The 23,071-nt window shown below is 66.3% G+C and carries 14 protein-coding genes and 1 pseudogene; 9 read left to right on the forward strand and 6 right to left on the reverse strand.

The window, feature by feature from the left end; translation table 11 throughout:
* Positions 1-181 precede the first annotated feature (181 nt).
* Together FHR22_RS01470 and FHR22_RS01475 are read right to left on the reverse strand one after the other, a co-directional pair.
* Positions 182-2,185 (reverse strand): S9 family peptidase, encoded by a 2,004-nt coding sequence (locus FHR22_RS01470; protein ID WP_166938193.1) that lies wholly within the window; start codon positions 2,183-2,185, stop codon positions 182-184.
* Positions 2,186-2,265: 80 nt separating this feature from the next.
* Positions 2,266-4,305, reverse strand: a complete 2,040-nt coding sequence (locus FHR22_RS01475; protein ID WP_166938195.1) for a prolyl oligopeptidase family serine peptidase — start codon at positions 4,303-4,305, stop codon at positions 2,266-2,268.
* Positions 4,306-4,423: 118 nt separating this feature from the next.
* Between FHR22_RS01475 and FHR22_RS01480 the strand changes: the two genes are divergently transcribed.
* From FHR22_RS01480 to FHR22_RS01495, 4 genes are all read left to right on the forward strand, one after another.
* Positions 4,424-5,575, forward strand: a complete 1,152-nt coding sequence (locus FHR22_RS01480) for a helix-turn-helix transcriptional regulator (RefSeq protein ID WP_166938197.1) — start codon at positions 4,424-4,426, stop codon at positions 5,573-5,575.
* A gap of 353 nt (positions 5,576-5,928) precedes the next feature.
* Positions 5,929-7,635 carry a gamma-glutamyltransferase gene (locus FHR22_RS01485; protein ID WP_166938199.1) on the forward strand — a complete coding sequence of 569 codons (1,707 nt, stop codon included), beginning with the start codon at positions 5,929-5,931 and terminating at the stop codon, positions 7,633-7,635.
* A 14-nt stretch (positions 7,636-7,649) separates the two neighbouring features.
* Positions 7,650-9,350, forward strand: coding sequence for a DUF885 domain-containing protein (locus FHR22_RS01490; RefSeq protein WP_166938201.1), 1,701 nt, complete (start codon positions 7,650-7,652; stop codon positions 9,348-9,350).
* Entirely contained in the window at positions 9,347-10,264 is a 918-nt protein-coding gene (locus FHR22_RS01495; protein ID WP_166938203.1) for an alpha/beta hydrolase, read from the forward strand. The genes FHR22_RS01490 and FHR22_RS01495 overlap by 4 nt, the downstream gene beginning before the upstream one ends.
* 40 nt (positions 10,265-10,304) lie before the next feature.
* Here FHR22_RS01495 and FHR22_RS01500 read toward each other — a convergent pair whose 3' ends face one another.
* Both FHR22_RS01500 and FHR22_RS01505 read right to left on the reverse strand, forming a co-directional pair.
* On the reverse strand, positions 10,305-12,089 hold the full coding sequence (locus FHR22_RS01500) for a gamma-glutamyltransferase (protein ID WP_166938205.1): 1,785 nt from the start codon (positions 12,087-12,089) through the stop codon (positions 10,305-10,307).
* 568 nt (positions 12,090-12,657) lie between these two features.
* On the reverse strand, positions 12,658-12,957 hold the full coding sequence (locus FHR22_RS01505; protein ID WP_166938207.1) for a TFIIB-type zinc ribbon-containing protein: 300 nt from the start codon (positions 12,955-12,957) through the stop codon (positions 12,658-12,660).
* A gap of 326 nt (positions 12,958-13,283) precedes the next feature.
* On the opposite strand from FHR22_RS01505, the gene FHR22_RS01510 reads away from it, so the two are divergent.
* From FHR22_RS01510 to FHR22_RS01525, 5 genes and pseudogenes are all read left to right on the forward strand, one after another.
* Positions 13,284-14,585, forward strand: coding sequence for an MFS transporter (locus FHR22_RS01510; protein WP_166938209.1), 1,302 nt, complete (start codon positions 13,284-13,286; stop codon positions 14,583-14,585).
* A pseudogene (locus tag FHR22_RS22725) lies at positions 14,578-14,718 on the forward strand (MerR family DNA-binding transcriptional regulator); the annotation flags it as partial. The gene FHR22_RS01510 and the pseudogene FHR22_RS22725, both read left to right, overlap by 8 nt.
* A 36-nt stretch (positions 14,719-14,754) precedes the next feature.
* A complete protein-coding gene (locus FHR22_RS01515) occupies positions 14,755-15,312 on the forward strand; it encodes a hypothetical protein (protein WP_243853410.1) in 558 nt (185 codons plus the stop codon).
* 171 nt (positions 15,313-15,483) lie between these two features.
* The gene (locus tag FHR22_RS01520) at positions 15,484-16,620 is read left to right on the forward strand and encodes a hypothetical protein (RefSeq protein ID WP_166938213.1); all 1,137 of its coding nucleotides are present in this window, start codon (positions 15,484-15,486) and stop codon (positions 16,618-16,620) included.
* 404 nt (positions 16,621-17,024) lie between these two features.
* The gene (locus tag FHR22_RS01525) at positions 17,025-18,590 is read left to right on the forward strand and encodes a serine hydrolase (RefSeq protein WP_166938215.1); all 1,566 of its coding nucleotides are present in this window, start codon (positions 17,025-17,027) and stop codon (positions 18,588-18,590) included.
* A 28-nt stretch (positions 18,591-18,618) separates the two neighbouring features.
* On the opposite strand, the gene FHR22_RS01530 is transcribed toward FHR22_RS01525, so the two are convergent.
* Together FHR22_RS01530 and FHR22_RS01535 are read right to left on the reverse strand one after the other, a co-directional pair.
* Positions 18,619-20,001 carry an efflux transporter outer membrane subunit gene (locus tag FHR22_RS01530; RefSeq protein WP_166938217.1) on the reverse strand — a complete coding sequence of 461 codons (1,383 nt, stop codon included), beginning with the start codon at positions 19,999-20,001 and terminating at the stop codon, positions 18,619-18,621.
* Positions 19,994-23,071: an efflux RND transporter permease subunit gene (locus FHR22_RS01535; protein ID WP_166938219.1), complete on the reverse strand. Its 3,078-nt coding sequence runs from the start codon at positions 23,069-23,071 to the stop codon at positions 19,994-19,996. The genes FHR22_RS01530 and FHR22_RS01535 overlap by 8 nt, the downstream gene beginning before the upstream one ends.

A 23,071-nucleotide genomic window follows, 5' to 3' on the forward strand; every position in this document is an offset into this window, starting at 1 on the left:
TTCGGATCGCAATTCCGCGATTATGTCGACCTCAAACCCAAAGGAAATGCCTGGCACGAGGGTAGCGAGCGGACGATGCTTTCCACCGCTTCGTCATCCCGGACCTGATCCGGGATCCACCGCACCGCCCAAGTCGCGGACCCCCGATCAGGTCCGGGATGACGAGGGGAAAGAACGGCGGCTATAGACCCGAATTCGCCGGCATATGCCTCTCAAACCACGCCATCGTCCGCGCGGTGTAATCGAACGACGCCGGCATCGTGCGGACGCCATGCCCTTCGTGCGGATAGGTGACAAGCACGCTCTCGATCCCCGCGATCTGTAGCGCGTGATGGAACTCGAGCGCCTGCCCCGCCGGGGTGATCTTGTCGAGCGCGCCGCAGATGTTCAGCGTCGGTGTCTTTGCCCGGTCCGCGAAATGGATCGGGCTGCGCGTGAAATATTTGCCGGTCGGATTGCTCAGCCGGTCGTCGAGGAAGATTTCGCAAAAGGTCGGGACGTGACAGGTCAGATGCTCGCTGACCCAGTTGGTCACCGGCGCCACCGGAACCGCCGCGGCGAAGCGCTGGTCCTGCGTGATGAGCCACGAGGTCATGAAGCCGCCATAGCTGCCGCCGGTCACGCCGAGCCGCGCCGGGTCGGCGATGCCGGCTTTCTCCAGCGCGTCGAGCCCCGACAGATAATCATGGGTATCGGCGCCGCCCATGTCGCCGAACACCTTGCGTGCGAACGACTGGCCGCGCCCGCTCGATCCGCGCGGATTGGGCTGGAACAAGGCATAGCCTGCGGCGAGCGCCATCTGGGGCAGCGCCGAACGGCCGATGTAGATCGGCCGTGTGTACCAGACCGGGCCGCCATGGACCTGCATGATCAACGGATGCGGCCCGGGGCCCGGCGGAGTGAGCAGCCAGCCATGCATCTCCAGCCCGTCGGGGGCGGTCCAGCTGAAATCGCGCGCCGACCCCAGCCCGGCGACCGCCGCCGCGACCTCGCTGGTGCCGAAGCGGCGGATCTCGCGTTCGGTGCCGGCTTCGAGCGCCACCAACGCCGGCGCCTCGAAGAAGGATTCGCACAGGAACAGGACATCGCCGGGGTTGGCGCCGAGCGGCGCGGCCTCGGGGAACATCGCACCCGACGGCGTACGCTCGCCGCCGCGCCACAGCTCGCGGCTCGTCTCCGCCGCCCGGTCGAGCAGGCCGATCACCGTTTCGGGGCCCGCCGCCGCGACGAACAGCAGCTCATCCTCGTTCCGCCAGCTCAGTTGAACGACGTCACCGCCGAGCGCCGCCGGCCGCGCGATCGCGCCGCTCGCCACGTCGATCAGCCGCACGTCGCCCGCGACGATATTGCGGTCGCTGCACACCGCTTCGACCACCGCGACGGTGGCGCCGCCCTTCGTCGCCGCCAGCGCGCCGAGTTGGTCGGTCGGCCGAAAGAGCGTGCGGACGCTGCCGCTGCCGATCTCGATCAACCGCACGTCGGCCGAATACCACCACGTCTCCTCGGGCTGGTCCGAACAGAAGGCGGCGATATGGTCCGCGCCGCACCAGACCGCCTGCCAGACATTGACCCCCGCCGGCGTCACCTGCCGCGCCGTGTCGGCGGCGACATCGTAAAGCCACACCGTACGCCATGGCGCCGCCTCGGGCATACCCTCCACCACCGGAGCCCACGCGGGCCGCTCGCCCGCTTCGCCTTCCAGGTCGACCGAAAAAGCGCCCTGCGCCCCCGCCAGATCGGAGCCAAAGCCCGCGACGCCAAGCAGGATCGCAGTGCCGTCGGCCGACCATTGCAGATATTCGACGAAGCCGTTTACCGCTGCGGTGGCGCGGTCGGTGCCGCTTTCGACGTCGAGGATGCGCAAGCGATTGGCATAGGCCTGCTCGCGGTCCGACAGAAAAGCGATCGCGCGGCCGTCGGGCGACCAGGCCGGCGCGCTGTCCGATCGCGGGCCGTCGGTGACGGTCTCGAGCTCGCCCGACGTGAGGTCGATGATCGCAAGCCGCGTCGAAGGCGCGCCTTCGAGCGCTTCGCACAAGAGCGCCGCCGCCGCCGCCCGGCGGCCGTCGGGGCTGGCCACGAGTTGGCCGAGCGCGGCGACCTCGCCCGTTCCGGGGCGGAGCCAGGCGCGGGTGAGATCTTCGGCCTTTGTGAACAGCGGATGCTGGCGAAAATCGGACTGCATGTCATTTCCTCGGTTGAAAGTCGAAACGCGATGATATCGGGATTATCGGAACATGCAATGGTGTATGGAAATTGCCACTGTCAAGCGCCGGCCCCATCGGCGCGCATGCCGAGCTGATCCATTACAAAAGCCAGCCATTCGCCATTCCACGCCGCCCCCTTGGCCGGATCGGTCACCCCGTGCCCGGTATCGCGCCATACGCGCAGGTGGATCGGTCGGCCGCCGGCATCGGCCTCGTCGAGCCGCGCGGTGAACTTGCGGCCGTGGAAGGGCATGCATCCGACATCCTTCTCGCCGAATATCTGGTAGATTGCGGGATAGGCGACCCCGTCGGCGATATTGTGATACGGCGACCAGCGGATCACCGACCGGGCGACTTCGGACATGGTGGTGTCACCATAATCCTCATACATGATCGCGCGGACGCCGGCGGTCGCGGCGGTCAGCGGCAACATCTCCATGATGTCGAAGATCGGCACCGACGGAACCACCGCGCGCCACAGATGCGACTGCTGGACGATCGCGATGCCGGCGAGCAGGCCGCCGTTGCTCGCGCCCATGAACGCCATCAGTTCGGGCTGCGACACCCCGTCGGCGATCAGCGCCTCGGCGACGGCTTCCAGATCATCGAACGTGTTCTGCTTGTTGTCGAGGCGCCCGCCGTCGTGCCACGCCTTGCCATATTCGGCGCCGCCGCGCAGCGACGCCTGAACGAACACGCCGCCGGCTTCGATAAAGGGGACGAAGTTCGCCGGGAAACTCGGCAGCATCGATATGTTGAAACCGCCATAGGCATGGACCAGCGTCGGCTGCGGACCGTCCTGCGGCAGGTCCTTCCGGCGCACGATAAAATAGGGAATGCGCGTCCCGTCGCGGCTGGTCGCAAAGCGCTGTTCGGCAACGGCGTCGTCCAGCTGGTGCGCCGGTACGCCATGTTGCTGCAATTCACCGGTTTCAGGATCGTGGGTGACCAGGACCGCGGCGCGCGTGAAGGTGCCATGGGTGAAGGCGAGCGCATCGCCGCGGCGCACGCATCGTTCGAGCAGCATTGAGGGCGACGACCCCGGATTTTCGAGCGGCAGCGCTCCGGCAAGCTGGCCATCCAGGTCGAACAGGCGCACGCGCAGCGACACGTCGACGAGGTCGCCGACATAAAGCCGCTGGCCGATCACCCCGGCCCAGCCGATGAAGCCGTCGCCAGCGGGGACCAGTTCGCGCCATGCCGCGCGATCGATCGAACGCGATGCCGGAATGGCGACGACGCGCCCGCGCGGCGCCCCGTCGTTGACGCGCGCGACATAGGTTTCGGCGTCGGCCCAGCTTCCGTCGCATTCGCCGTCCCAGCCGTCGGGAAGAAAGCGCGTCACGGCGAGCGTGTCGAGGTCGAGCAGGGCTAGCGCGATATGCTCATGCGGTTCGGTGACCACCACGGCGCGGCGCCCGTCGGGCGAAATATGCGGGGTCAGGCCGCTGTGCTTTGCTTCGACCAGCGTTTCGGGGAGCACGACGTCGGGGCGTGCGGCGGCGCCGTCAGCAACGGGGACGAAGCGCAGGCGGTGCAGCCCTTCGTCGGTTCGCCCGTCGAGCCAGAAGCCGCTCTCGTCGGGCAGCCAGCCGGGTCGTGCGCCGGTATAGGACAGCGCGGGAACATCGACGACGCGCCGGCCCGTCGCGGTCTCGAACACCGTCCACTGACCGCTCATGTCACCGTCGCGGCCCCATGCCAGTGCGACGAAGTGCCCGTTCGGCGACGGTTCGAACCAGGTCATCATCACGGCGCCGCCGCCCGCCGCCTTGGCGAGCGCGGCGGCGGAGGTGATCGTCCGGCCCTTCCCAAGCGCGGTTTCGCCGGCTGTCAGGACATGGTCACCGCCGACATTCTGGTGACCGAACCAGAGGCCCCCGGCCTTGCGCGGGGCAAAGGGGCTGCCCGCGCCGGCCAGCGCCAGCAGCCGGTCATACACCGGGCGGTAATTGGGTGACGCCTCGGCGGCCGCTTGCGCCGTACGATCGCGTGCCCATTGCCATTCCAGCGCGGCGGGCGTGTCGTCGTGCAAATGGGCGAAACGGTCCTCGAATGACACGCCGCCAACGGTTTTCTGAACGGGCTGGGCTTGCATGGGTCTATCCTCTCGTCGAATATTGACCGCGATCATAGCCGCGACTGGACGGCGCGCTTTCGTCAACGTACAAAACTGTTTGGCTAGCGTCGGGAATCGACAGCGCCGGGAGAATGCCATGCGTCAATCGAGCCATGTCCCCGCAACGCGGCCCGCCGTGTCCGGTCCGCCGCCGGGCGGACGGCGCGTCGCCAAGGCCCGGGCGGCCGCCGGCACCGATGCCGTCCGGCCGCGACGCTTCCCGGTGTCGACGGGCGCGCTGCGGCCCGTCGCGCTGACCTATGCCATCGCCGACTATCTGATGGCCGCGGACGAGCAACCGCCGGGCGAGGTCGAATCGCTCGAATCGCTGGGCCATCCGGGCCATTACCGGATGGCTTTTTCAAAAGAATATGGGATGGGATACGCCGAATTCTGCGGAATGGCGGACGGCTTCTTCACCCATATCGGCGAAGTGACCTTCGCCACGCCCTATGCGATGTCCGTGTCGGCATCCGACATGTTGCGCCTGCGGATCGCCAGCGACGGCGACGGCGAATATGTCGCGTCGCGCGGCGACACGCTCGACATCAAGGGGCCCGGCGCGTCGATCATCATCGAACCGGGCGGGCTGCCACCTTCCGAGGCGGTGTTCGCCGGCCATCACCATATGGTGCAGGTCTGTATCCATCGCGACGCGCTCAAATTGCTCTATGCCGAACGCGAGGCGGAACTGCCCGCGGTGCTGCAGGCGTTTCTGGCGGGCACGCTGCAACGCACGGTCGCCCGCCGCCTACCGCTCGACCCCGCACTGCTGCGCTGTCTGGAGCGTCTGCACGGCTCGACGCTGAAGGGGCATCGCCGTCGGCTGTTCATTCAGTCGAAGGCGGTCGAGATACTCTGCCATGCGTTCGAGCTGCTGGAACAGGAGGAGCGCGAGCTGCCCGAGGCGTCGGCGCTGACGACGCGGGGCGTGCTCAAGGCACAGCAGCTACTCATGGAAAATTTCGTCGCGCCGCTGACGCTTGAGGACCTCGCGCAGCAAGTGGGGCTCAGCCGCAGCGGACTTTGCGCCGGTTTCCGCCAGATCGTCGGACAGACGGTGTTCGATTATATCGCCGACCTGCGCATGCAGCACGCGCTGGCGCTCCTCAACCAGCGCGGCAACTCGATCACCCAGATCGCCTATGCGGTGGGTTATAACCATCCGTCGAGCTTTTCGGTCGCGGTCCAGCGCCGCTTCGGCATCAGCCCCAGCGACCTCCGCCGCGGTCTGCTGCCGCCGATCTGAGCGTGGTCGGCTGGCGGCGGCCGAAAGTTGCCGTTCGCCAGTCCCGTCGCCCCGGACCTGATCCGGGGTCCTGCCTGGCGTCGAAACCTGCCGCTGCCCAAAAAAGCGGGATCCGGGTCAAGCCCGGGCTGGCGAAGTGAAGCGAAGGCAGCCATTCGCCCGATGCCACCATTCCTTCCCCCATCCCTTCCCATCTCCGAACAAAGGGGCTTGCATCAAAAAAGACAGTAATGCATGTTAATTGAAAGCACCCAGTTCAGTCCTGTCCGGATTCCGCAAACCCGCAAAGGGAAGCGCCGGCAGGGGCGCTTGGAGCGGCAGTCAGGCCGCCGCATCGGGACAGGAGACGATTGATGAGCAGGAATCTCGCAGACTATATCCGCAATCCGGGACCCAAGACGCCGGTGACCGGCCTCCGCACCGCGGTCACCACCGACAGTGCGATCGTCACCGAAACGATCATGAAGGTGCTGAATTCGGGGGGTAACGCTGCCGATGCGGTGATCGCGGGCGCGATGGTCCAGGCCGCGGTCGAACCCTTCATGACCAATCACGCCGGGCTCGTCACCATGCTCTATTATGAAGCGAAGACCGGCCGGGTCCACCAGCTCGACAGCCTCGGCGGACATCCGTCGGGCCTGCCGCCGTTCAAGCCGGTGCCGCCGGGCCTCGGCAGCTATTCGACCTCGCCGCCGTCGGCGATCATTCCGGGTTTCATGCCGGGACTGAAAGCGATTCACCAGAAATTCGCGACGAAGGACTGGGCCGAGCTTTGCGCCGACGCCGTGCACTGGGCCGAGACGGGGCACCAAGTGTCGACCTTCGAATATGGCGTGAACATCTATGGCGAGAAGTTCATCACCTATTTCCCCGAGGGCCGCGACTTCTACCAGCCGAACGGCTATTTCCCCAATGTCGGCGACATCTTCACCCCGCCGGGCATGGCCGACACGCTGCGCGGCGTCCGCGACGACGGACCCGACCATATGATCACCGGCCCCTGGGCCGAGAAATTCGTCGCCAAGGGCAATGACCTCGGCTGGAAGGTCACGATGGATCATATGACCGAAACGCCGCCGCGCTGGGTCGAGCCGCTACGCTTCGCCTATCATGAATATGAGATCCTCTTCCTCGGGCCGCCGCAAGCGCAGGGCTTTTTCTCCGGCGTCGCGCTCGGCGTGCTCAAACATCTCGGCATCCGCGATATGGCGCCGGGCTCGGCCGAGCATATCTGGGCGATGGGCCACGCCTTGCGCCAGGGCCAGCGGCACTGGGAATATGCCCGCGACGATCATGTCTATGACGTGCCGCGCGCCGAAGTGCTCGACGATGATTATCACAAGCATCTGGCGAAGCTGATCCGGGGGTCGCGGCCGAAGGTCGACATGACCGACCATATCCGCCTGTCGGGCGACGGCCCCTCCGGGGCGGGCGACATGATGGCGGCCATCGCGGGCCCCTCGGGCAAGCCGCGGCTCGTTCATCACGAGGAAAAACAGCCGAGCGGCAGCTGCGAGATTGCGGTGGTCGATGCCGAAGGCAATTGGTGCCAGTTCATGGACACGCTGCAGGGCTCGGGCATTCCGGGGCAGGTCATTGGCGGCATCCCGATGGTCGGCAGCCATTCGACCTTCGGTGCTTTGCAGAGCCCGATGGACACGGTGCTGATCAAGGGCGCAAAGGCGCGCTGCATCATCGGCAACACGTTGGTGCTCAAGGACGGCAAGCCGGTCTTCTCGGCGGGATCGCCGGGCAATATCCATTGCACGCTGCCGCAGGTTCTTGCCTATCTGCTCGACTTCAAGCTCGCCCCCTATGCCGCGGTCGACGCGCCGCGGATGCTGCCGATGAGCGACGGGCAACTCGTCGCGATCGAGGATCGCCTCGCGCCCGGCGTCGTCCAGGATTTGCACAAGCTGGGGGTCCGCGTCGGTGCGCTGTCGGGCTATGATTATCACATGGGCAGCTTCTCGGTGATCGCGCGCGACGAGGCGAGCGGAACCTTGACCGCCGTTGCCGATCCGCGCCGCTGCGCGGTCGCCGATGGCATTGCGGCGTGAAGGGGCAGATTATCATGACTGAACCCCAGGAACTGAAACAATTCGCCGACGATTATTGGGCCTTTCGCTCCGCCGAATTCCCGATCGAGGCGATCATGGCGGGCATCGCCGTCGACGGCGACAGCCTGTTTCGCGAGTCGCCCGCCGACCAACGGCGGCGGGCGGTGTGGGCGGGGGCTGCGCTTGCGAAACTGCGCGCGATTGCGCCCGACGGGCTGGGTCCGCAGGACCGGGCAAGCTGGCTGCTCCTCGAACATGAACTCGCGTCGTTCGTCGAGGGGGTCGCGAGCCGCGCCTATCTCCGGCCGCCGCTCTATCCGCTCGGCCCCGACTTCACCCTCACTTATTGGGCGAATGCGACCGCGCTTGCCACCGTCGACGATGCGCGCACCTATCTCGCGCGGTTGCGCACGGTCCCGGCGGCGTTCGACGACATTCGCGCCCTGTTGGCCGAAGGCGCGGAGCAAGGACTTCGCTATCCGCGGCTGGTGATCGAGCGCGCGGTCGAACAGGCGCGCGGGATGGTGTCGATGCCCGTCGCGGCCAACGCCTTCTTCCAGCCACTTGCGCGCGCCGCGGACCGGTCGCCCACATGGGCGACGCTGGCCGAAGAGGGCCGGGCGGTCGTCGAACAGACTGTCTATCCCGCGGTGCTCGCTTATGCGGACTTTCTCGAAACAGTGCTGCTGCCGGTCGCCCGCGAAGGGCTGGCGAGTACCGGCGATGTCGACGGCGCGCGCTTCTATGGTCATCTGATCAAGGAATATACGACCATCGCCGGGGATCCCGAGGCGATACACGCGCTCGGCCTGTCGGAGGTCGATCGCATCACCGGCGAGATGCTGGCAGTCGCCGCCGACGCCGGCTGCGAAGGCGACCTCGCGGAATTTCGCCGCCGCCTCCAGACCGACAATGGCCAGATCGCCGAAAGCGGCGAGGCGCTGCGCGAGCAGATCGAGATATTGTCGAAGCGGATCGATGCGCGCATTCCCGAATTCTTCGGCCGCGTCCCGCGCACCACCTATGGCGTGCAGAGTATTCCCGAGGCGGTGGCCGAAAAAATGCCGCCCGCCTATGCGCAGCCCAATCCCGCCGACGGCAGCATGTCGGGGGTCCACTGGATCACCTCGATTCCCGGAAAATGCCCGCGCTACATGCACCTGCCGCTCGCGCTCCACGAAGCGTGGCCGGGGCATCTGATGCATCTGGCGCTCATCCAGGAAATGGACCACCTCCCCGATTTCCGCCGCTTCGGCGGGCTGCGCTACTCGGCATGCCTCGAAGGCTGGGCGCTCTATTGCGAGCATCTTGGCGAAGAAATGGGTTTCTACACCACCCCCGAAAAACGTTACGGGCGGCTGGAGATGGAGATCTGGCGCGCGGTCCGGCTCGTCGTCGACACCGGCATCCACGCGAAGGGGTGGAGCCGCGAGCAGGCGATCGCCTATTTCCAGGCGAATATGGCGATGTCGCTCGACACCGTCACCGCCGAGGTCGATCGCTACATCGGCCTGCCCGGGCAGGCGCTGGCCTATCAGATCGGCAACCTCAAATTCCGCGAGATTCGCGCGCGCGCCGAGGCGGCGCTCGGTGACCGCTTCCGCATCCGCGATTTCCACGACGCGCTGATGGCGGCGGGACCGGTCACGCTGCCCGTGCTCGAGGCGCTGATCGACGACTGGACCGCGCGGCAGCGGGTCGAGGAGGCGGCATGACGGCGGCCGAACTGATTCCCGCTCCGGGCGCCGCACCCGGGATCGAAAGCTTCCTTATCGAGCCGCCCGGGCTCGGCACCGCCTTGCGCATCTCGATCGCGCGGCGGGTCAAGCCGGCGACGGGGCAGAGCGATGGCGCGAGCGCCGTCGTCTATGTGACCGACGCCGACTATTTCTTCGGCACCGTCGTCGATGCGGCGCGCGTCGGCAGCTTTGGCGGCGACCTGGCGCCGGCGGTCATCGTCGGCATCGGCTATGCCGAGGAGCAGGGTGATCTGGCGTTCGTCTCCACGCGCCGCTTCCTCGATTTCTATCGCGGGCCGCGGCGCAGCTTTGCCGCCGGGGCCTATGGCAGCTTTGAATTCGGCGGCGCCGATGCGTTCCTCGCTGCCTTGCGCGACCATGTCATCGCGGGCGTCGAGCGGCATGTTCCGGGGATCGACCCGGCGCGCCGCGTCCTTCTCGGTACTTCGGCAGGTGGGCACTTCGCCGCTTATGTGCTGGCGCAGGATCCGGGGTTGTTCCAGGGCTATGCCTTGATGAGCCCGATGCTTGTCGATCCGCAGTCGCCGATCGACGGCGGTCTCGCGCCCGCGGTGGGCGACCCGGTGATGGTGCGGCTGATCGAGGAACTGCCGGACGGCGCGCTCCCGCCGGGGGTGCGTGCTTTCCTGTCGGCCGGGGCGCTCGAAGAGGATCCGGGAACGATGTTCGCCGATTTTGCGATCATCAGCAATGCGTTGAAGATGCGCGCCGCGCTCGCCCGCCATGGCGTCGAGACGCGCTTTACCCAGTTTCCGGGTGAGACGCATGGATCGGTGGCGGGTGCCGCGATCACGCGCGCGCTGCAATTCCTCTTGCCCCCGGTCGATGCAAAGCCCGACTGGCAGGCGGCGCTCGCAGCGAGCGAGTGATGGCCGGGGAGGGCGGCAATGCGCCCTCCCGCTCCAACTGTCAGAAGGCGGTGGCTTGCCCGTTCGTGTAGGTCGGCGAAATCGCGGTGAGTTCCCCCGTCGTCTGGTCGCGGCGGATCGCGACCCAGAGCCCTTGTGCGAAGCGCGCTTCGACGGGCTGCAGGCGCTTGATCTCCAGCCCGGTGGCATCCAGCACCTCGTCTGAAAACTCGCCGTCGATGACGCGCAGGATCAATTCGCGCTGGCTGGCGTCGGGCGAAATCGGTAACAGCAGACGCGGCGCATTGGCCGTTTGCTCCAGGTCCATTCCGAAATCGACGATGTTGAGCAAGGATTGCGTCGTCTGATAGTGAAGCCCGACCCCCATCGACGACCAGGCGGTATCGGCCTTGCCGTCTTTCAGGATGATCCCGACCTCGATCGGGTTGGGAAGCTGCCCGCCGCGCGGGGTCGCCGCGACCAAAGTCTGCATATAGGCGGCGGGATCGCCCACCGACACGCCGTCGACGACGATCGCGGTGCGGCCCCAGATCAGGCAATTGATCGAGTGGCAGAGCGCGGCCATGTTGCCGTCGGCGTCGACCGCGACGACGACGTCGGAATGCGTGCCCTTGGGCAGGAAGCGGATCGGCGATTGCTCTTCGAGACGTGCCCAGAGGTCCCGGGCATGCGCCTTGCCGAGCCGCGCCGTGCGGCCCATGTCGAGGCCGGGAAAGGCGGCCGCCTGCTCTTCCTCGGTCTCGTACCGCATGCCGCCGATCGCGGCGCAGCATTTGGCGAGGCGGATCAGGCTGTCGGCGGAGGTCGACCAATGACCGCGCTCCCGGATCCCCGCGACTTCGCAGAGGTTGAGCGTTTCGACGAGATTGACGCTGCCCTCGCACGGTTCGCCGAGCAGGGCGATGCTATGGTCGCGGCGCTCGATCGTCACCGGGTCCGACCAGACCGGCTGATAGGCCGCAAGATCGTCGAGCGTCATCCGCCCGCCATCGGCCTGGATCGCCTCGATGCACTTCGCTGCCCAGGCGCCGCTGTACATATAATCGGCGCCCTCGGCAGCGATCCGGCGCAGCGTTTCGGCGAGCGCCGGCTGCCGGAAATGATCGCCTTCGGCATAGGGCGTGTCGTCGGGCTTGAAGAAGACCGCCTTGGTTTCAGGCAATCGCGCCAGATCCTGCTTGCGGATGTCGATATAGCGCGCCAGCCCGGGCGAGACGATGAACCCGTCGTCGGCGAGTTCGATCGCCGCTTCGAACAGGCGCGCAAAGGGCAGCTTGCCATGGCGGCGGTGCGCCGCTTCGAGCCCGCGCATGAAGCCGCCGACGAGCGCGGTGCGGCCCGACGGTTCGCCCGTACCCATCATATTGGCAATGCCGTCGCCCGCGGCGTTCAGCGTGCCCGGGATCGACAGCGGGTCGTCCTCGCCCTGAACCGTGTTCCAGCCGGCGTTGAGCGAGGTCACCTCGCCGCTCTCGCCATCGACATGCATCAGCGCCATGATGCCGAAGAAGCTGATCACCGCGCCGCCGCCGAGCACGATCTGCGCCAGTGCGGCGCTCAGCACCGCGTCGACCGCCGAACCGCCCTGGCGCAGCGCCTCTTCGCCGACCCGCGCGGCAAAGCCGTTGAGCGCGGTGGAAACGGCGCCGCCATGGCCGCGGCCGGCCGGGTTCCCGGGCAGCGAATCCTGCTGGATGCGCCAGAAGCGCTCGCGATCCGCAGCGGGCCAGCCCGACGGGGCGAGCGTCGCGGGGGCATCGGCGGTGCCAGCGGGTGAAAGGGTCTCGGTGCCGCTGCCGGCCTCGTTGTTCGGCGCTTCCGTCATTGTGAAATTCCTCTGCCTCGTCGCAAGATCATGCGCCATGCCGACTTTCGTGGTCGGGCGGCGCAGGGCGCGTTCGGCATGCTACCGAACAGTGCTTTGCTAAATCAAGCACTAATGTATAAAATTACGATCAGGCGCCGGGCAGCCTGCGACGGCGCAATTCGCTGGCGGTGGTACCGAAGCGGCGCTGAACCGCGACCGAGAAGCTCGACGGGTGGCTATATGCTGCAGATGTCCGGTGATGAACGCTTGCAACACCGCGGGCAATTCATGATCGTCGCTCGATTACCGGCCGCAGCTGAGCGACAGCGCCATCGGCATCGGCATCGTCATCGGCGCGAACGCCAGGTTCTGAACCGCGGCGTCAGGGTTCGCCAACCCAGGCTGGTGGCCGATGGCGCCACCAGCCGACGGCCGCCTCGAGCTGGTAGGCGAGCGCGAGCAGCAGGGCTTCGCCGCCTAGCCGCGGGTGGACGAACAGGATGGCCCGCTGCACTGCTGGCGCCGACCGACCGTCTGAAACGCATGGGGAATGGCGGGGCCGGAAATACCGGCCCCGCGCAACGCATCAGTCGAACAATTCCTCGAGAAAGGATTTGCGACGTTTCGGATATCCTTTGTGATGTCCGCCATGCCGGTCCCACGCGGCAGGCGGTGCGCTTTGCGGATAGGGCTGTTGCGGTGGCGCCGCCGCCGCGCGCGCCGGTTCATCGGCGGCGCTGCGTTCGATGATCTTGTCGAGTTCGCCCCGATCGAGCCACACGCCGCGGCACTGTGGGCAATAATCGATCTCGACGCCCTGCCGGTCGCTCATCGCGAGCGGAACCTTGCAGACGGGGCAGGGCATTCCCACGGCCGGGCCGGTCATGACTGGCGCCCTTGGTTCGCGTGACGGGCAGGCTGCCGTTCGCAGGCGTCGGTGTAAAAGGGATGCGGCATCGCATAGACTCCAGATGGTGATCCAACCGAGATATCGATGCGGCTTGGGAAATGCGTAAGTCGAGCCAACATCGAGGATTCCCGATGCGGTCCGACATCACGATCCATCGGATCGTCAGAGGGGCCCGGCCCGCCATCCGAACATAGGCCTTGCGCGTTCGAGTTCAATGCGCGCGCGATGACCCGCCCATAATCGCCGTCGATGACCATAAAATCTCTTGACCCTGACGCGGCGTCATAGTGCAGAGGGCGGCGATGAAACTGGCCGCTCCCGCCTATCTGGCGTCGTATTTTCTGTCGATCCTCGGCAATTCCATCGCGGCGATCGCGCTGCCGCTCATTGTCCTGCAAAAAACGGGAAGCGTCCTCGGGACGGGGTCGGTTGCGGCGGCGACCGCAATTCCCGCGATCTTTGCCGGGTTGTTCATGGGCGTCGTCATCGACCGGTTCAATCGGCGCGACTGTTCGATCGTGACCGACCTTATTTCGGCTGCTTCGGTCGCGGCGCTGCCGATTGTCGATCAGATTTCGGGCCTTACCCTGTCCTGGTTCATCCTGCTGGGAATCGTCGGCTCGCTGGGCGACTTGCCGGGGCTCGCCGCAAGGACCGCGCTTTTGCCTGCGGTCCTGCGCCATAGCGGGGCGTCGGCCGAGCGGATGGCCGGATTTTCGCAGGTTCTGGTATCGCTTGCCTTGTTGACGGGACCGGCGCTCGCGGGAACATTGATGTCGGCGCTGCCGGGGTCGACGGTCCTTTGGATCACCGCCGCGACATCGGCGCTGGCAGCCGTGACCACCTTCCTTATCCCGCGGCATGTCGGGGCGGTGCCGAAGGGCGAGCCGACACCGGATGCCGGGCGCGCCGCTTCGGGCTGGAAAGCGCTGCGCGAGGGGTGGCTGGTTCTGCTGCGCAGCCCGTTCCTGGTCACGCTCTGTGCGATCAGCAGCCTGTCGGTCGTCGCCTTCGGCGCGCTTCAGGGGTTGATCCTGCCCGTCTATTTTACCGGTATCGATCAGCCGTCGTCGCTGGGATTCGTCCTCTCGGCGATGGCGTTGGGGACGCTGGCGGGCGGTGCGATATACGGGATGGCGGGCCGTCATGGCCCCCGGCGACGCTGGCTGGTAACGGGAATGATCGGCACCACGATCGGGTTCGCTGCCATCGCCACATTGGTTTCGGTGACCGCCATCCTGATCGGCGCCGTCATTCTGGGATTGTCGAGCGCCTTGTTCAATGGCTTGTTCGGCGTCCTGTCGATCGAGCGTATCCCCGAACATGTGCGTGGACGAATTGCCGGAATCCAGAATGCGCTGATCACCGCGGCGGCGCCGCTGGGCATCATGGGTGCCGCCGTTTTGATCGAGCTGAACAGCTTGTCGGCCGCCGTCATCGTCGCGGCGGGCGTGTGGGCCGTGGCGGCCGCAACGGGCATATTTTCCCCGGCTCTTCGCGATCTCGCGTCGGGCTCGGGCGGCACGGACGCCGCGCCGCGCCCGGCAGATTCGGGTGAGCCGACCGGCGACCGGCCCGCGCTGGCGGATGCCTGCGATGCGTAGCAAGGTGGTCGCGGGGTTGGCCGGGGTCACGCCGCGCGCGCTGCGCCACTATCACCAGATCGGCTTGTTGCCGGAGCCGTTTCGCGACCGCAACGGCTATCGGCGCTACGCTGTTCCGGACCTCATCCGGCTGCTCCGGATCAAGGGACTGGCCGCGGCGGGGGTCACATTGGCCGACATTCCGTCGTTTCTGGAAAGCCGGGGTGCGCCGGCGGATGATTTGCTGGACGCGCTCGACAAGCAGCTTCTCGACCAGATCGGCCAGCTCGAGCAACAAAGGGCGTTGGTCGCGAGGCTGCGCAACGGCATCCACGCGCCGGGCGCCGGGACGGAACTGGCCGAGCCGTTCAGGGTCCTGAGCGACGGGCGTTCGGAATCGTCGAACGCGGCCTGGCGCGAACAGCTCACCCTGTTTTCGCATTTGCTGGGCCGGGAGGATCTGGCGAAGCTGTACGCAATCTATGAGCGAATGGCGGATCAATCGGAAGAATTTCTGGCGCTGGGAAGGAAATTCGATGCGCTGGGACCGGATAGCAACGCGAAGCATATCGATGATCTGGCCGGCGAATATGCCGGTCACTTCCGCGATATGGTTGCGGAATTCCGCGACGTGTTTCTGGTTTCGGATAAAATGGCGATCCTCAAGCTGGTGCGCGCGCATACGCTGAACAGCGTCAATGACAGCCAGCGAAAAATGCTGCTCGCGGTCGCATCGCGGATGCGCTGATTGCCGGGCCATTTCGCCGATAGTGCGGGGCGTCACAGCCGTGCCTTGCATCGGCGCATTATCAGTGCCGCTCGATTGGTGGATCGATCGTACGGGCAAAGGCGGCTATCGCACCGCAGATGATGGTACGGAGGCAAGCTTCCGCAAGGCTGGAGAGACGTTGGCGTGGGAATGATGCAAGCCAGGGCATGGACGATCGCTGCGGTGCTGCTGGGCGCCGCACCGGGGGGTAACCCGGCGCGTGCCGAAGAGGCGCGGCGTCCCGTTGCCACGCATGAAGCCGCGCGCGTCCTCGTCGGCAATACGCTGGTCTATACGAAGGCCGATCGGGACGGCGACGAGGAGACCGTCTATTTTCGGCTGGATGGATCGGGACTGGCGGCGACCCGCGGCGAGCATGGCCTGAGCGAAGCGCGACCGATTATATGGGCCACCATGTCGGACGGGCAGTTTTGCGTCGCCGACAGCGGGCGCAAGATCTGGGACGGCGATTGCGGAACATTGTCGATCGACGGCGATGCCGCGACGCTGGCGCCCGCCAATGGTCCGGCCTGGAGCGGAAAGCTGCTGGCGGGAGATGCCCGGCATCTCGATCCTGCCACGGCGGGGCAGCAAAGGCTGGACGGCGAAGCCGCGATCCGGCCGCTGACCGGCAACACGCTCGTCTTCATTCCGATGGGCGGCCGGCGCGAATATCTGGCCTTTCACTTTCTCGCCGACGGGACGGTGCGGCGGGCGCAGAATGATGAGCCGGACTTCGACAATTGGGTGCTCCACCGCGATGAAAGCTGGTCGATCCGCAAAAAAGACGGCGCCCTGTGCCTTCGCGGTGGGGAGTGGAAGCAGGATTATTGCGCCGCGATCACGGTGACCGGCGACCTTGTGGCGCTGAAGTCCGAAGGGGCCGGTTTGACGCACGGCCGGCTTTTGCCAGGCGATGCCCGCAACCTTTCGCCCGCCGCTGCGGCGGCGACCAAGGCGATGATGGATAGGTTGACCGGTCACACCCTTTTGCTCGTGCGCCCCGAGGCCGTCTCGGCAAAAAAGGATGTGGCGATCTATTTCCAGCGCGGTGGTGTCGGCCAAGCGCGCGAGCGAAGCGGCGGCGGGCCTGACGTATCGAAGCCGGTGAAATGGCTGTTGCAGCCGGGCGGGAAGCTCTGCGTTGTCGATGACGGGCGAAAATTCGGCAACGGCGACTGCGCCGCTCTGTCGATCGAGGGCGAGCTTGTCGTTTTGGAAGGACAGGGCAGGCCGAAGATCGCCGGCCGTTTGCTGAGAGGCAAGGTCGCGCTCCCGAAAGAATAGGGCAGCTTCCCTCTCCAGGTGATGTGGACAAATTCGAATGACGGCTAACGGCGGTTAGTTGCCGTTTGCATTTTCGTCACCCCGGACTTGATCCGGGGTCCCGCTGGACGTCGAAACCTGCGCTACCTTCAAAAAAGCGGGATCTCGGGTCAAGGCGGAAGAGCCACGGGTCTCCTCCGCGGATGACGAAGGTGAGTGGAGCTCATGGCAGTTTCCCACCCCGATGCTGTCGTTTCGACAAGTTTCAAATTTGTCCGCGCAACCTGGGGATTGACAATTTCCATTCAGAGCATTTACGTTCATATATGAAAATAATTTCAATATAGAAATATCGCTTGCGTCCCGACACCTTCGGTATCGCATGTGGCGCAATCGACGGTCCGCGCTGGAAATGGAGCAAAATCATGATGATGAATGTGCGCATGAAGTCTCTCGTCCTGTCTGCTGCGAGTCTGTCCTTGCTTGCGGGGCCGGCTTTCGCCCAGACTGCGGTCCTGGTTGCCCCGACTGCACCGGCGCCCGCGACACCGCCGACGACCGCCGCGGCGCTCGCGGGGCTCGACGCCTATATCGAGGGCGCCCGCGGCGCGTGGCAGATGCCGGGCCTGTCCATCGCCATCGTCAAGGACGACCAGATCGTCTATTCGAAGGGCTTCGGCGTCCGCGAGGAAGGCAAGCCCGGCAAGGTCGACGCCGACACGGTCTTTGCGATCGGATCGGCCAGCAAGGCCTTCACTTCGGCGGCGCTCGGCATGCTGGTCGATGAAAAGAAGATCGGCTGGGACGGCACGGTGCATGACTATATGCCGTCGTTCGAGCTTCATGATCCCTATGTCACCCGCCACGTGACGGTCCGCGACCTGTTGTCGCACCGCACCGGCGTCGTCACCAACGGCAACCTCTGGTACGGGTCGGGGTTCGATCGCCAGGAAATCATCCGGCGGCTGCGCTTCCAGACCGAAACGCTCGGTTTCCGCAACAAATATCAATATCAGAACGAGATGTTCATCGTCGCGGGCGAGGTGGTCGGCGCGGTGTCGGGGATGAGTTACGACCGCTTCGTCGCCAGCCGGATCTTCGCGCCGCTCGGCATGCGCCGCACCAGCACCAGCGTCACCGATCTCAAGGCGCTGGCGAATGTCGCGAGCCCGCACGTCCTGGTCGATGGCAAGGCGGTGCCGGTCGCCTATCGCCTGATCGACAATGTCGGCGGTGCCGGCGCGATCAATTCCAGCGCGCGCGACATGGCGCAGTGGCTGCGGCTGCAATTGGGCGGCGGTATGTTCGAGGGCAAGCAGCTGATCGCCCCGGCAACGCTCGCGGAGATGCATAGCGGCCAGATCGTGCTGCCTGCCAGCGCCCCCGATCCGCTGTTCAAATTTACCGAATATGGCCTGGCGTGGGGCTTGCGCGAATATCGCGGGCAAAAGGTCGTGGTCCATACGGGGGCGATCGACGGGATGAATAGCGCCGTCGCGATGATCCCCGACCGGAAGCTTGGCGTCGTCGTGCTGACCAACGGTCTGCCGAGCAGCCTTGCCGCCGCGGTCCAGCTGCGGGTGCTCGACGCCTTTATCGGCGGCCCCGCCACCGATCACAGCGCGGTGATGAAGCAGGCGCTGGAAGATACGGCGCGGACCGCACAGGAAAAGGCGGCGGCTGCGGCACCATCATCGGCGGCGGCGGCGCCCGCGCGGCTGCCGCTCGATCGCTATGCGGGCACCTATTCGAGCGAGCTGCTCGGCGACGTCGTCATCACGCTGGCGAACGGCAAGCTGATGCTCGCGCGGCCCCAGGCCACCGCGGTGCTCGAACATGAGCGGAGCGACATGTTCAAGGCGCAGTGGAGCAGCCTCGCCCAGAAGAGCATTTTCGGCGAGACCCCGGCGGGGTTCACCTTCGGCGCGGATGGTGCGATTGCGACGCTCGACCTCGGCGGCGACACGTACGCGCGCAAGCACGGTCAGTAATGGGCGGCCAGATAGGCGGTCGCTGGCTTTAACTCCAGCCGCCGCCCAAGGCCTTGAACAAATCGATCCGCGTCGAACCCAGCTGCTGTTCCGATGCGGCGAGCGTCGCGCGCGCCTCGATCAGCGATTGCTGCGCGATGACGGTGTCGAGCAGCGACACCGATCCGGCGCGATAGCGGGCCTGCGCGAGGTCATAGGCGGTCTGCGCCCGGTCGCGTGCTTCGGTCAGCGCGGCGTTGCGCCGTTGTCCGGCATCGTAGCGTGCCAGCGCCTGCTCGACCTCCTTGAGCGCGCCGATCACCTTGCCGTCGAACGTCGCGAGCGAAGCATCGCCCTGCGCTTCGGCCTGCCGGACGCGCGAACGGGCGACCGCCATATTGGGGAAGCTCCACGACAGCAGCGGCCCGAGCGAGAAGCTGAAGCTATCGCTTCCCTTCACATCGTCATTGCGCAGGAAGTTGCCGCCCGCGCCCAGCCGGATCTGCGGATAGAGATCGGCGGTCGCCACCCCGATCCGCGCCGTGTCGGCGGCCAGGCGGCGTTCGGCTTCGCGCAGATCGGGGCGGCGGCGGAGCAGCGCATTGCCTTCGCCGACCGGCAGCGCGGCGACCGGCGCGGGGATCCGGGTGCAGCTTTGGGCCGCGGCGGGAACGTCGCCCGGCTGGCCGCCGAGCAGCGCCGCGAGTTCGAGCAGCGCGACGCGGCGCCGGCCCTCGACCTCGGGAATTGCGGCGCGCGCCGTGGCAACATCGCCCGCCGCGCGTTCGACTTCCAGCCGCCCGACCGATCCGGCTTTTTGCTGGGCGGTGACGATGCGCAGGCTTTCCTCTGCCGTTTCGAGCGACGTGACCGCGATCGCGGTCGAGGCGCCAAAGGCACAGGCGTCGCCATAGGCGCGCGCGGTTTCGGCCGCGACGGTGACGCGCACCGCATCGCGCACCGCTTCGACCGCTTCGGCGTCGGCGCGCGCCGCGCCGATCACGCGGCCGACGCGTCCGGACAGATCGACTTCCCACGACAGGGCCAGCCCGCCGCTATGCGTCCATTGCCGCCCGCCCGCGGGTTGCGCGATGCCCCCGGCAGCGTCGCCATAGCTGGTGCCGCCGCTGAGTTCGGTGGCCGGCAGCCGCCCGGCGCGGGCTTCGCCGAGTACGGCATCGGCCTTGGCGAGATTGGCGTTGGCGACGCGCAGGTCGGTATTGGCGGCGAGCGCGCGCGCGATCAGGCCGTCGAGAACGGGGTCGTCGTAGAGCCGCCACCAATGATCGGGCAGGTCGGCGGCGCCATCGATGCCCAGCGCGGCGGTTGTATAGCCGCCGGCCGATTTCACCACCGGCTGCGGCGGTTCATAATGGGGGCCGACCGCGCAGCCGGTGGTGCAGAGCAGGATGAGGGAAAGCAGTTTACGCATATGCGACCTCCGCCTGTGCGAGTTCGGTTTCGCGCGCGCTGTGCGACGCCGCGCGATGATCCCTGGCGATCAGGCTGTAGATGGTGGGAAGAACGAAGAGAGTGAACAGCGTGCCGACCAGCATACCCATCACCACCACGATGCCGATGGCGAAGCGGCTGGATGCCCCGGCGCCGTTGGCGAACAGCAGCGGAACGAGCCCCGCGACCATCGCCGCGGTGGTCATCAGCACCGGCCGCATGCGCACCGCCGCCGATTTGCGGATCGCGGCGATCCGGTCGAGCCCCTCCTGCTTCTGGATCTGGTTGGCGAAGGACACCATCAATATGCCATGTTTCGAAATCAGCCCGATCAGCGTCACCAGCCCGATCTGGGTATAGATGTTGAGCGTCGTGTAACCGAGCCACAGCGGCACCAGCGCGCCGCAGATGGCAAGCGGGACGGTGACGAGGATGACCAGCGGATCGCGGAAGCTTTCGAATTGCGCCGCGAGCACCAGGAAGATCACGATCAGCGCAAAGCCGAACGATATCGTCAGCCGGTCGCCCTCGGTCACATATTGGCGGCTGTCCGACAGCCAGTCGACGCTGGTGCCCGCGGGCAGCGGCTGGCTGTTGAGGAAATCGACCGCCTGTCCCATCGTCACCCCGGGGGCGAGGATCGCCGACAGCGTCGCCGAGTTCATCTGGTTGAACTGCGACAGCCGGTTCGCTTCGGGGCGCACCTCCACTTTGGTCACCGTCGACAGCGGTACCAGCGTGCCCGACGCGGTCTTGACATAATATTGGCCCAGATTGTCGGGGGTCAGCCGCTGCGCGGCGGGAACCTGCGCGATGACGTCGTACGACCGGTCGTGCCAGTTGAAGCGGTTGACGTAATTTTCGCCCACCATCGTCGCCAGCGTATCGGCGACGGCTTCCATGGTGATCCCCATTTCGCCGGCCTTGGCGCGGTCGATGCTGATCCGCGCTTCGGGGCTGTCGAAGGCGAGGTCGCTGTCGACGAAGGCGAACAGCCCGCTTTTCCAGGCGGCGCCCTTTACCTTTTCCAGCGCTGCATAGAGCGTGGTGAAATCGTCGGACGAGCGGATGACCATCTGTACCGGCAGCCCGCCGCTCGACGCAGGGAGGGCGGGCGCCTGAAAGGCGGCGGCATAGACGCCGGTGATCCCGGCGCCCTTGGCGTTGAGTTCGGCCTGGACCGCATCGGCACCGCGTTCGCGATCGTCCCATTCCTTCAGGATGACGCCGCCGAATCCGTTGTTCAGGCCGTCGGTGCCATTGTCGAACCAGCTGCTGACATATTCGGGCAGCCCGCGAAACATCCGCTCGACCTCGTGCGCGTAGCGCGCGGTATAGTCGACATTGGCATATTGCGGTGCCTTGGTCTGGACGAAGACATAGCCCTGGTCCTCCTGCGGCGCGAGTTCGCGCTGCGCGCCGGTGAACAGGATGACGATCGCGCCCAGCACCACCGCGCCGACCAGCATCACCGCCGGCCGCGCCGCGAGCGTCGCGCCAAGCAGGCGGCCGTAGCTTTGCGTCGCGCGCTGCATATTATGCTCGATCGCGCGCGACAATTTGCCCTCGTTCATCTGGCTGTTGAGCAACAGGCTGCTCATCATCGGCGACAGCGTCAGCGCGACGACCCCCGACACGACGACCGATCCGGCGAGCGTGAAGGCGAATTCGCGGAACAGCGCCCCGGTCAGCCCGCCCATCAGGCCGATCGGCGCATAGACGGCGGCAAGCGTCAGGGTCATGCCGACGACCGGCCCCACAATCTCGCGCGCGCCGAGCAGCGCGGCGCGGACCGGCGACAGGCCCTCCTCGATATGACGGTGGATATTCTCGACGACGACGATCGCGTCGTCGACGACGAGCCCGATCGCCAAAACCATCGCGAGCAAGGTCAGAAGGTTCAGCGAAAAGCCGAAAGCCAGCATCAGTGCCGCGGTGCCGACCAGCGACAGCGGGATCGTCACCACCGGGATCAGCACCGCGCGCAGCGAGCCGAGGAACAGGAAGATCACGATGACGACGATCACGATTGCCTCGACCAGCGTATGGCTGACCTCGTCGATCGAGGCATTGACGAAATGCGCGACGTCGAACTGGCTGATCACCTCGACACCCGGCGGCGCGACGCGCTGCATGTCGGGGACGAGCGTCTTGACCGCCTTGACGATTTCGAGCGGATTGCCGTCGGGGGTCGGCGTGATGGCGATGGTGACCGACCGGCGGCCCGAGGTCATCGCGCTGCTGTCATAATTTTGCCCGCCGATCTCGACCGTCGCGACGTCGCCCAGCCTGACGATGCCGCCGTCGACGCGCTTCACCACCATCTGGCGGAAGGCATCGAGGTCGCGCAGGTCGGTGCCGGCGGTGATATTGATCGCGGTATCACTGCCCTTCAGGCGGCCCGGCGCGGCCTGGACATTGTTCGCACGCAGCGCGGCGGCAATATCGCTCGCCGACAGGCCGCGCGCCGCGAGGCGTACCGGATCGACCCAGACGCGCATCGCCAGCGTCTGGCCGCCACTGATTTCAGCCGATGCGACGCCCGGAACCGCGGTGATCAGCGGCTGCGCGATGCGGCTGGCGAAATCGGTGATCTGCGGGACGGGCAGGGTGTCGCTGACGAAGGCGAGATATTGCACCGCCGACGCCCCGTCGGTCATCTTGGTGATGACCGGATCATTGGCGCCCGCGGGCAGGCGAAATTTCACCTGCTGCACCTTGGCCAATATCTCGGTCATCGCGCGGTCGGCGTCGGCATTGAGCACCAGCTTGGCCTTCACCTGGCTCTTGCCGAGGGTCGAGGTCGACGTGAGATAATCGATGCCGTTCGCGGTCGCGATCGCCTGCGCGATCGGGGTGGTGACAAAGCCCTGCATCACGTCCTGCGTCGCGCCGGGATAGCCGGTGTCGACGACGATCGTCGCGCTTTCCATGTTCGGATATTCGCGTACCGGAAGCGAAAACAGCGCGGCGCCGCCGACGAGCAGGATCAGCAGGCTGACGACCACCGCCAGGATCGGGCGGCGGATGAAAATGTCGGTGAAGGCCAT

Source organism: Sphingopyxis panaciterrae (assembly GCF_011762125.1).
Classification (GTDB): domain Bacteria; phylum Pseudomonadota; class Alphaproteobacteria; order Sphingomonadales; family Sphingomonadaceae; genus Sphingopyxis; species Sphingopyxis panaciterrae.

Coding starts and splice junctions, on each gene's coding strand:
- FHR22_RS01470 (WP_166938193.1), bottom strand. CDS start 2,185: ATGCAGTCCGATTTTCGCCAGCATCCGCTGTTCACAAAGGCCGAAGAT.
- FHR22_RS01475 (WP_166938195.1), bottom strand. CDS start 4,305: ATGCAAGCCCAGCCCGTTCAGAAAACCGTTGGCGGCGTGTCATTCGAG.
- FHR22_RS01480 (WP_166938197.1), top strand. CDS start 4,424: ATGCGTCAATCGAGCCATGTCCCCGCAACGCGGCCCGCCGTGTCCGGT.
- FHR22_RS01485 (WP_166938199.1), top strand. CDS start 5,929: ATGAGCAGGAATCTCGCAGACTATATCCGCAATCCGGGACCCAAGACG.
- FHR22_RS01490 (WP_166938201.1), top strand. CDS start 7,650: ATGACTGAACCCCAGGAACTGAAACAATTCGCCGACGATTATTGGGCC.
- FHR22_RS01495 (WP_166938203.1), top strand. CDS start 9,347: ATGACGGCGGCCGAACTGATTCCCGCTCCGGGCGCCGCACCCGGGATC.
- FHR22_RS01500 (WP_166938205.1), bottom strand. CDS start 12,089: ATGACGGAAGCGCCGAACAACGAGGCCGGCAGCGGCACCGAGACCCTT.
- FHR22_RS01505 (WP_166938207.1), bottom strand. CDS start 12,957: ATGACCGGCCCGGCCGTGGGAATGCCCTGCCCCGTCTGCAAGGTTCCG.
- FHR22_RS01510 (WP_166938209.1), top strand. CDS start 13,284: ATGAAACTGGCCGCTCCCGCCTATCTGGCGTCGTATTTTCTGTCGATC.
- FHR22_RS01520 (WP_166938213.1), top strand. CDS start 15,484: ATGATGCAAGCCAGGGCATGGACGATCGCTGCGGTGCTGCTGGGCGCC.
- FHR22_RS01525 (WP_166938215.1), top strand. CDS start 17,025: ATGATGATGAATGTGCGCATGAAGTCTCTCGTCCTGTCTGCTGCGAGT.
- FHR22_RS01530 (WP_166938217.1), bottom strand. CDS start 20,001: ATGCGTAAACTGCTTTCCCTCATCCTGCTCTGCACCACCGGCTGCGCG.
- FHR22_RS01535 (WP_166938219.1), bottom strand. CDS start 23,071: ATGGCCTTCACCGACATTTTCATCCGCCGCCCGATCCTGGCGGTGGTC.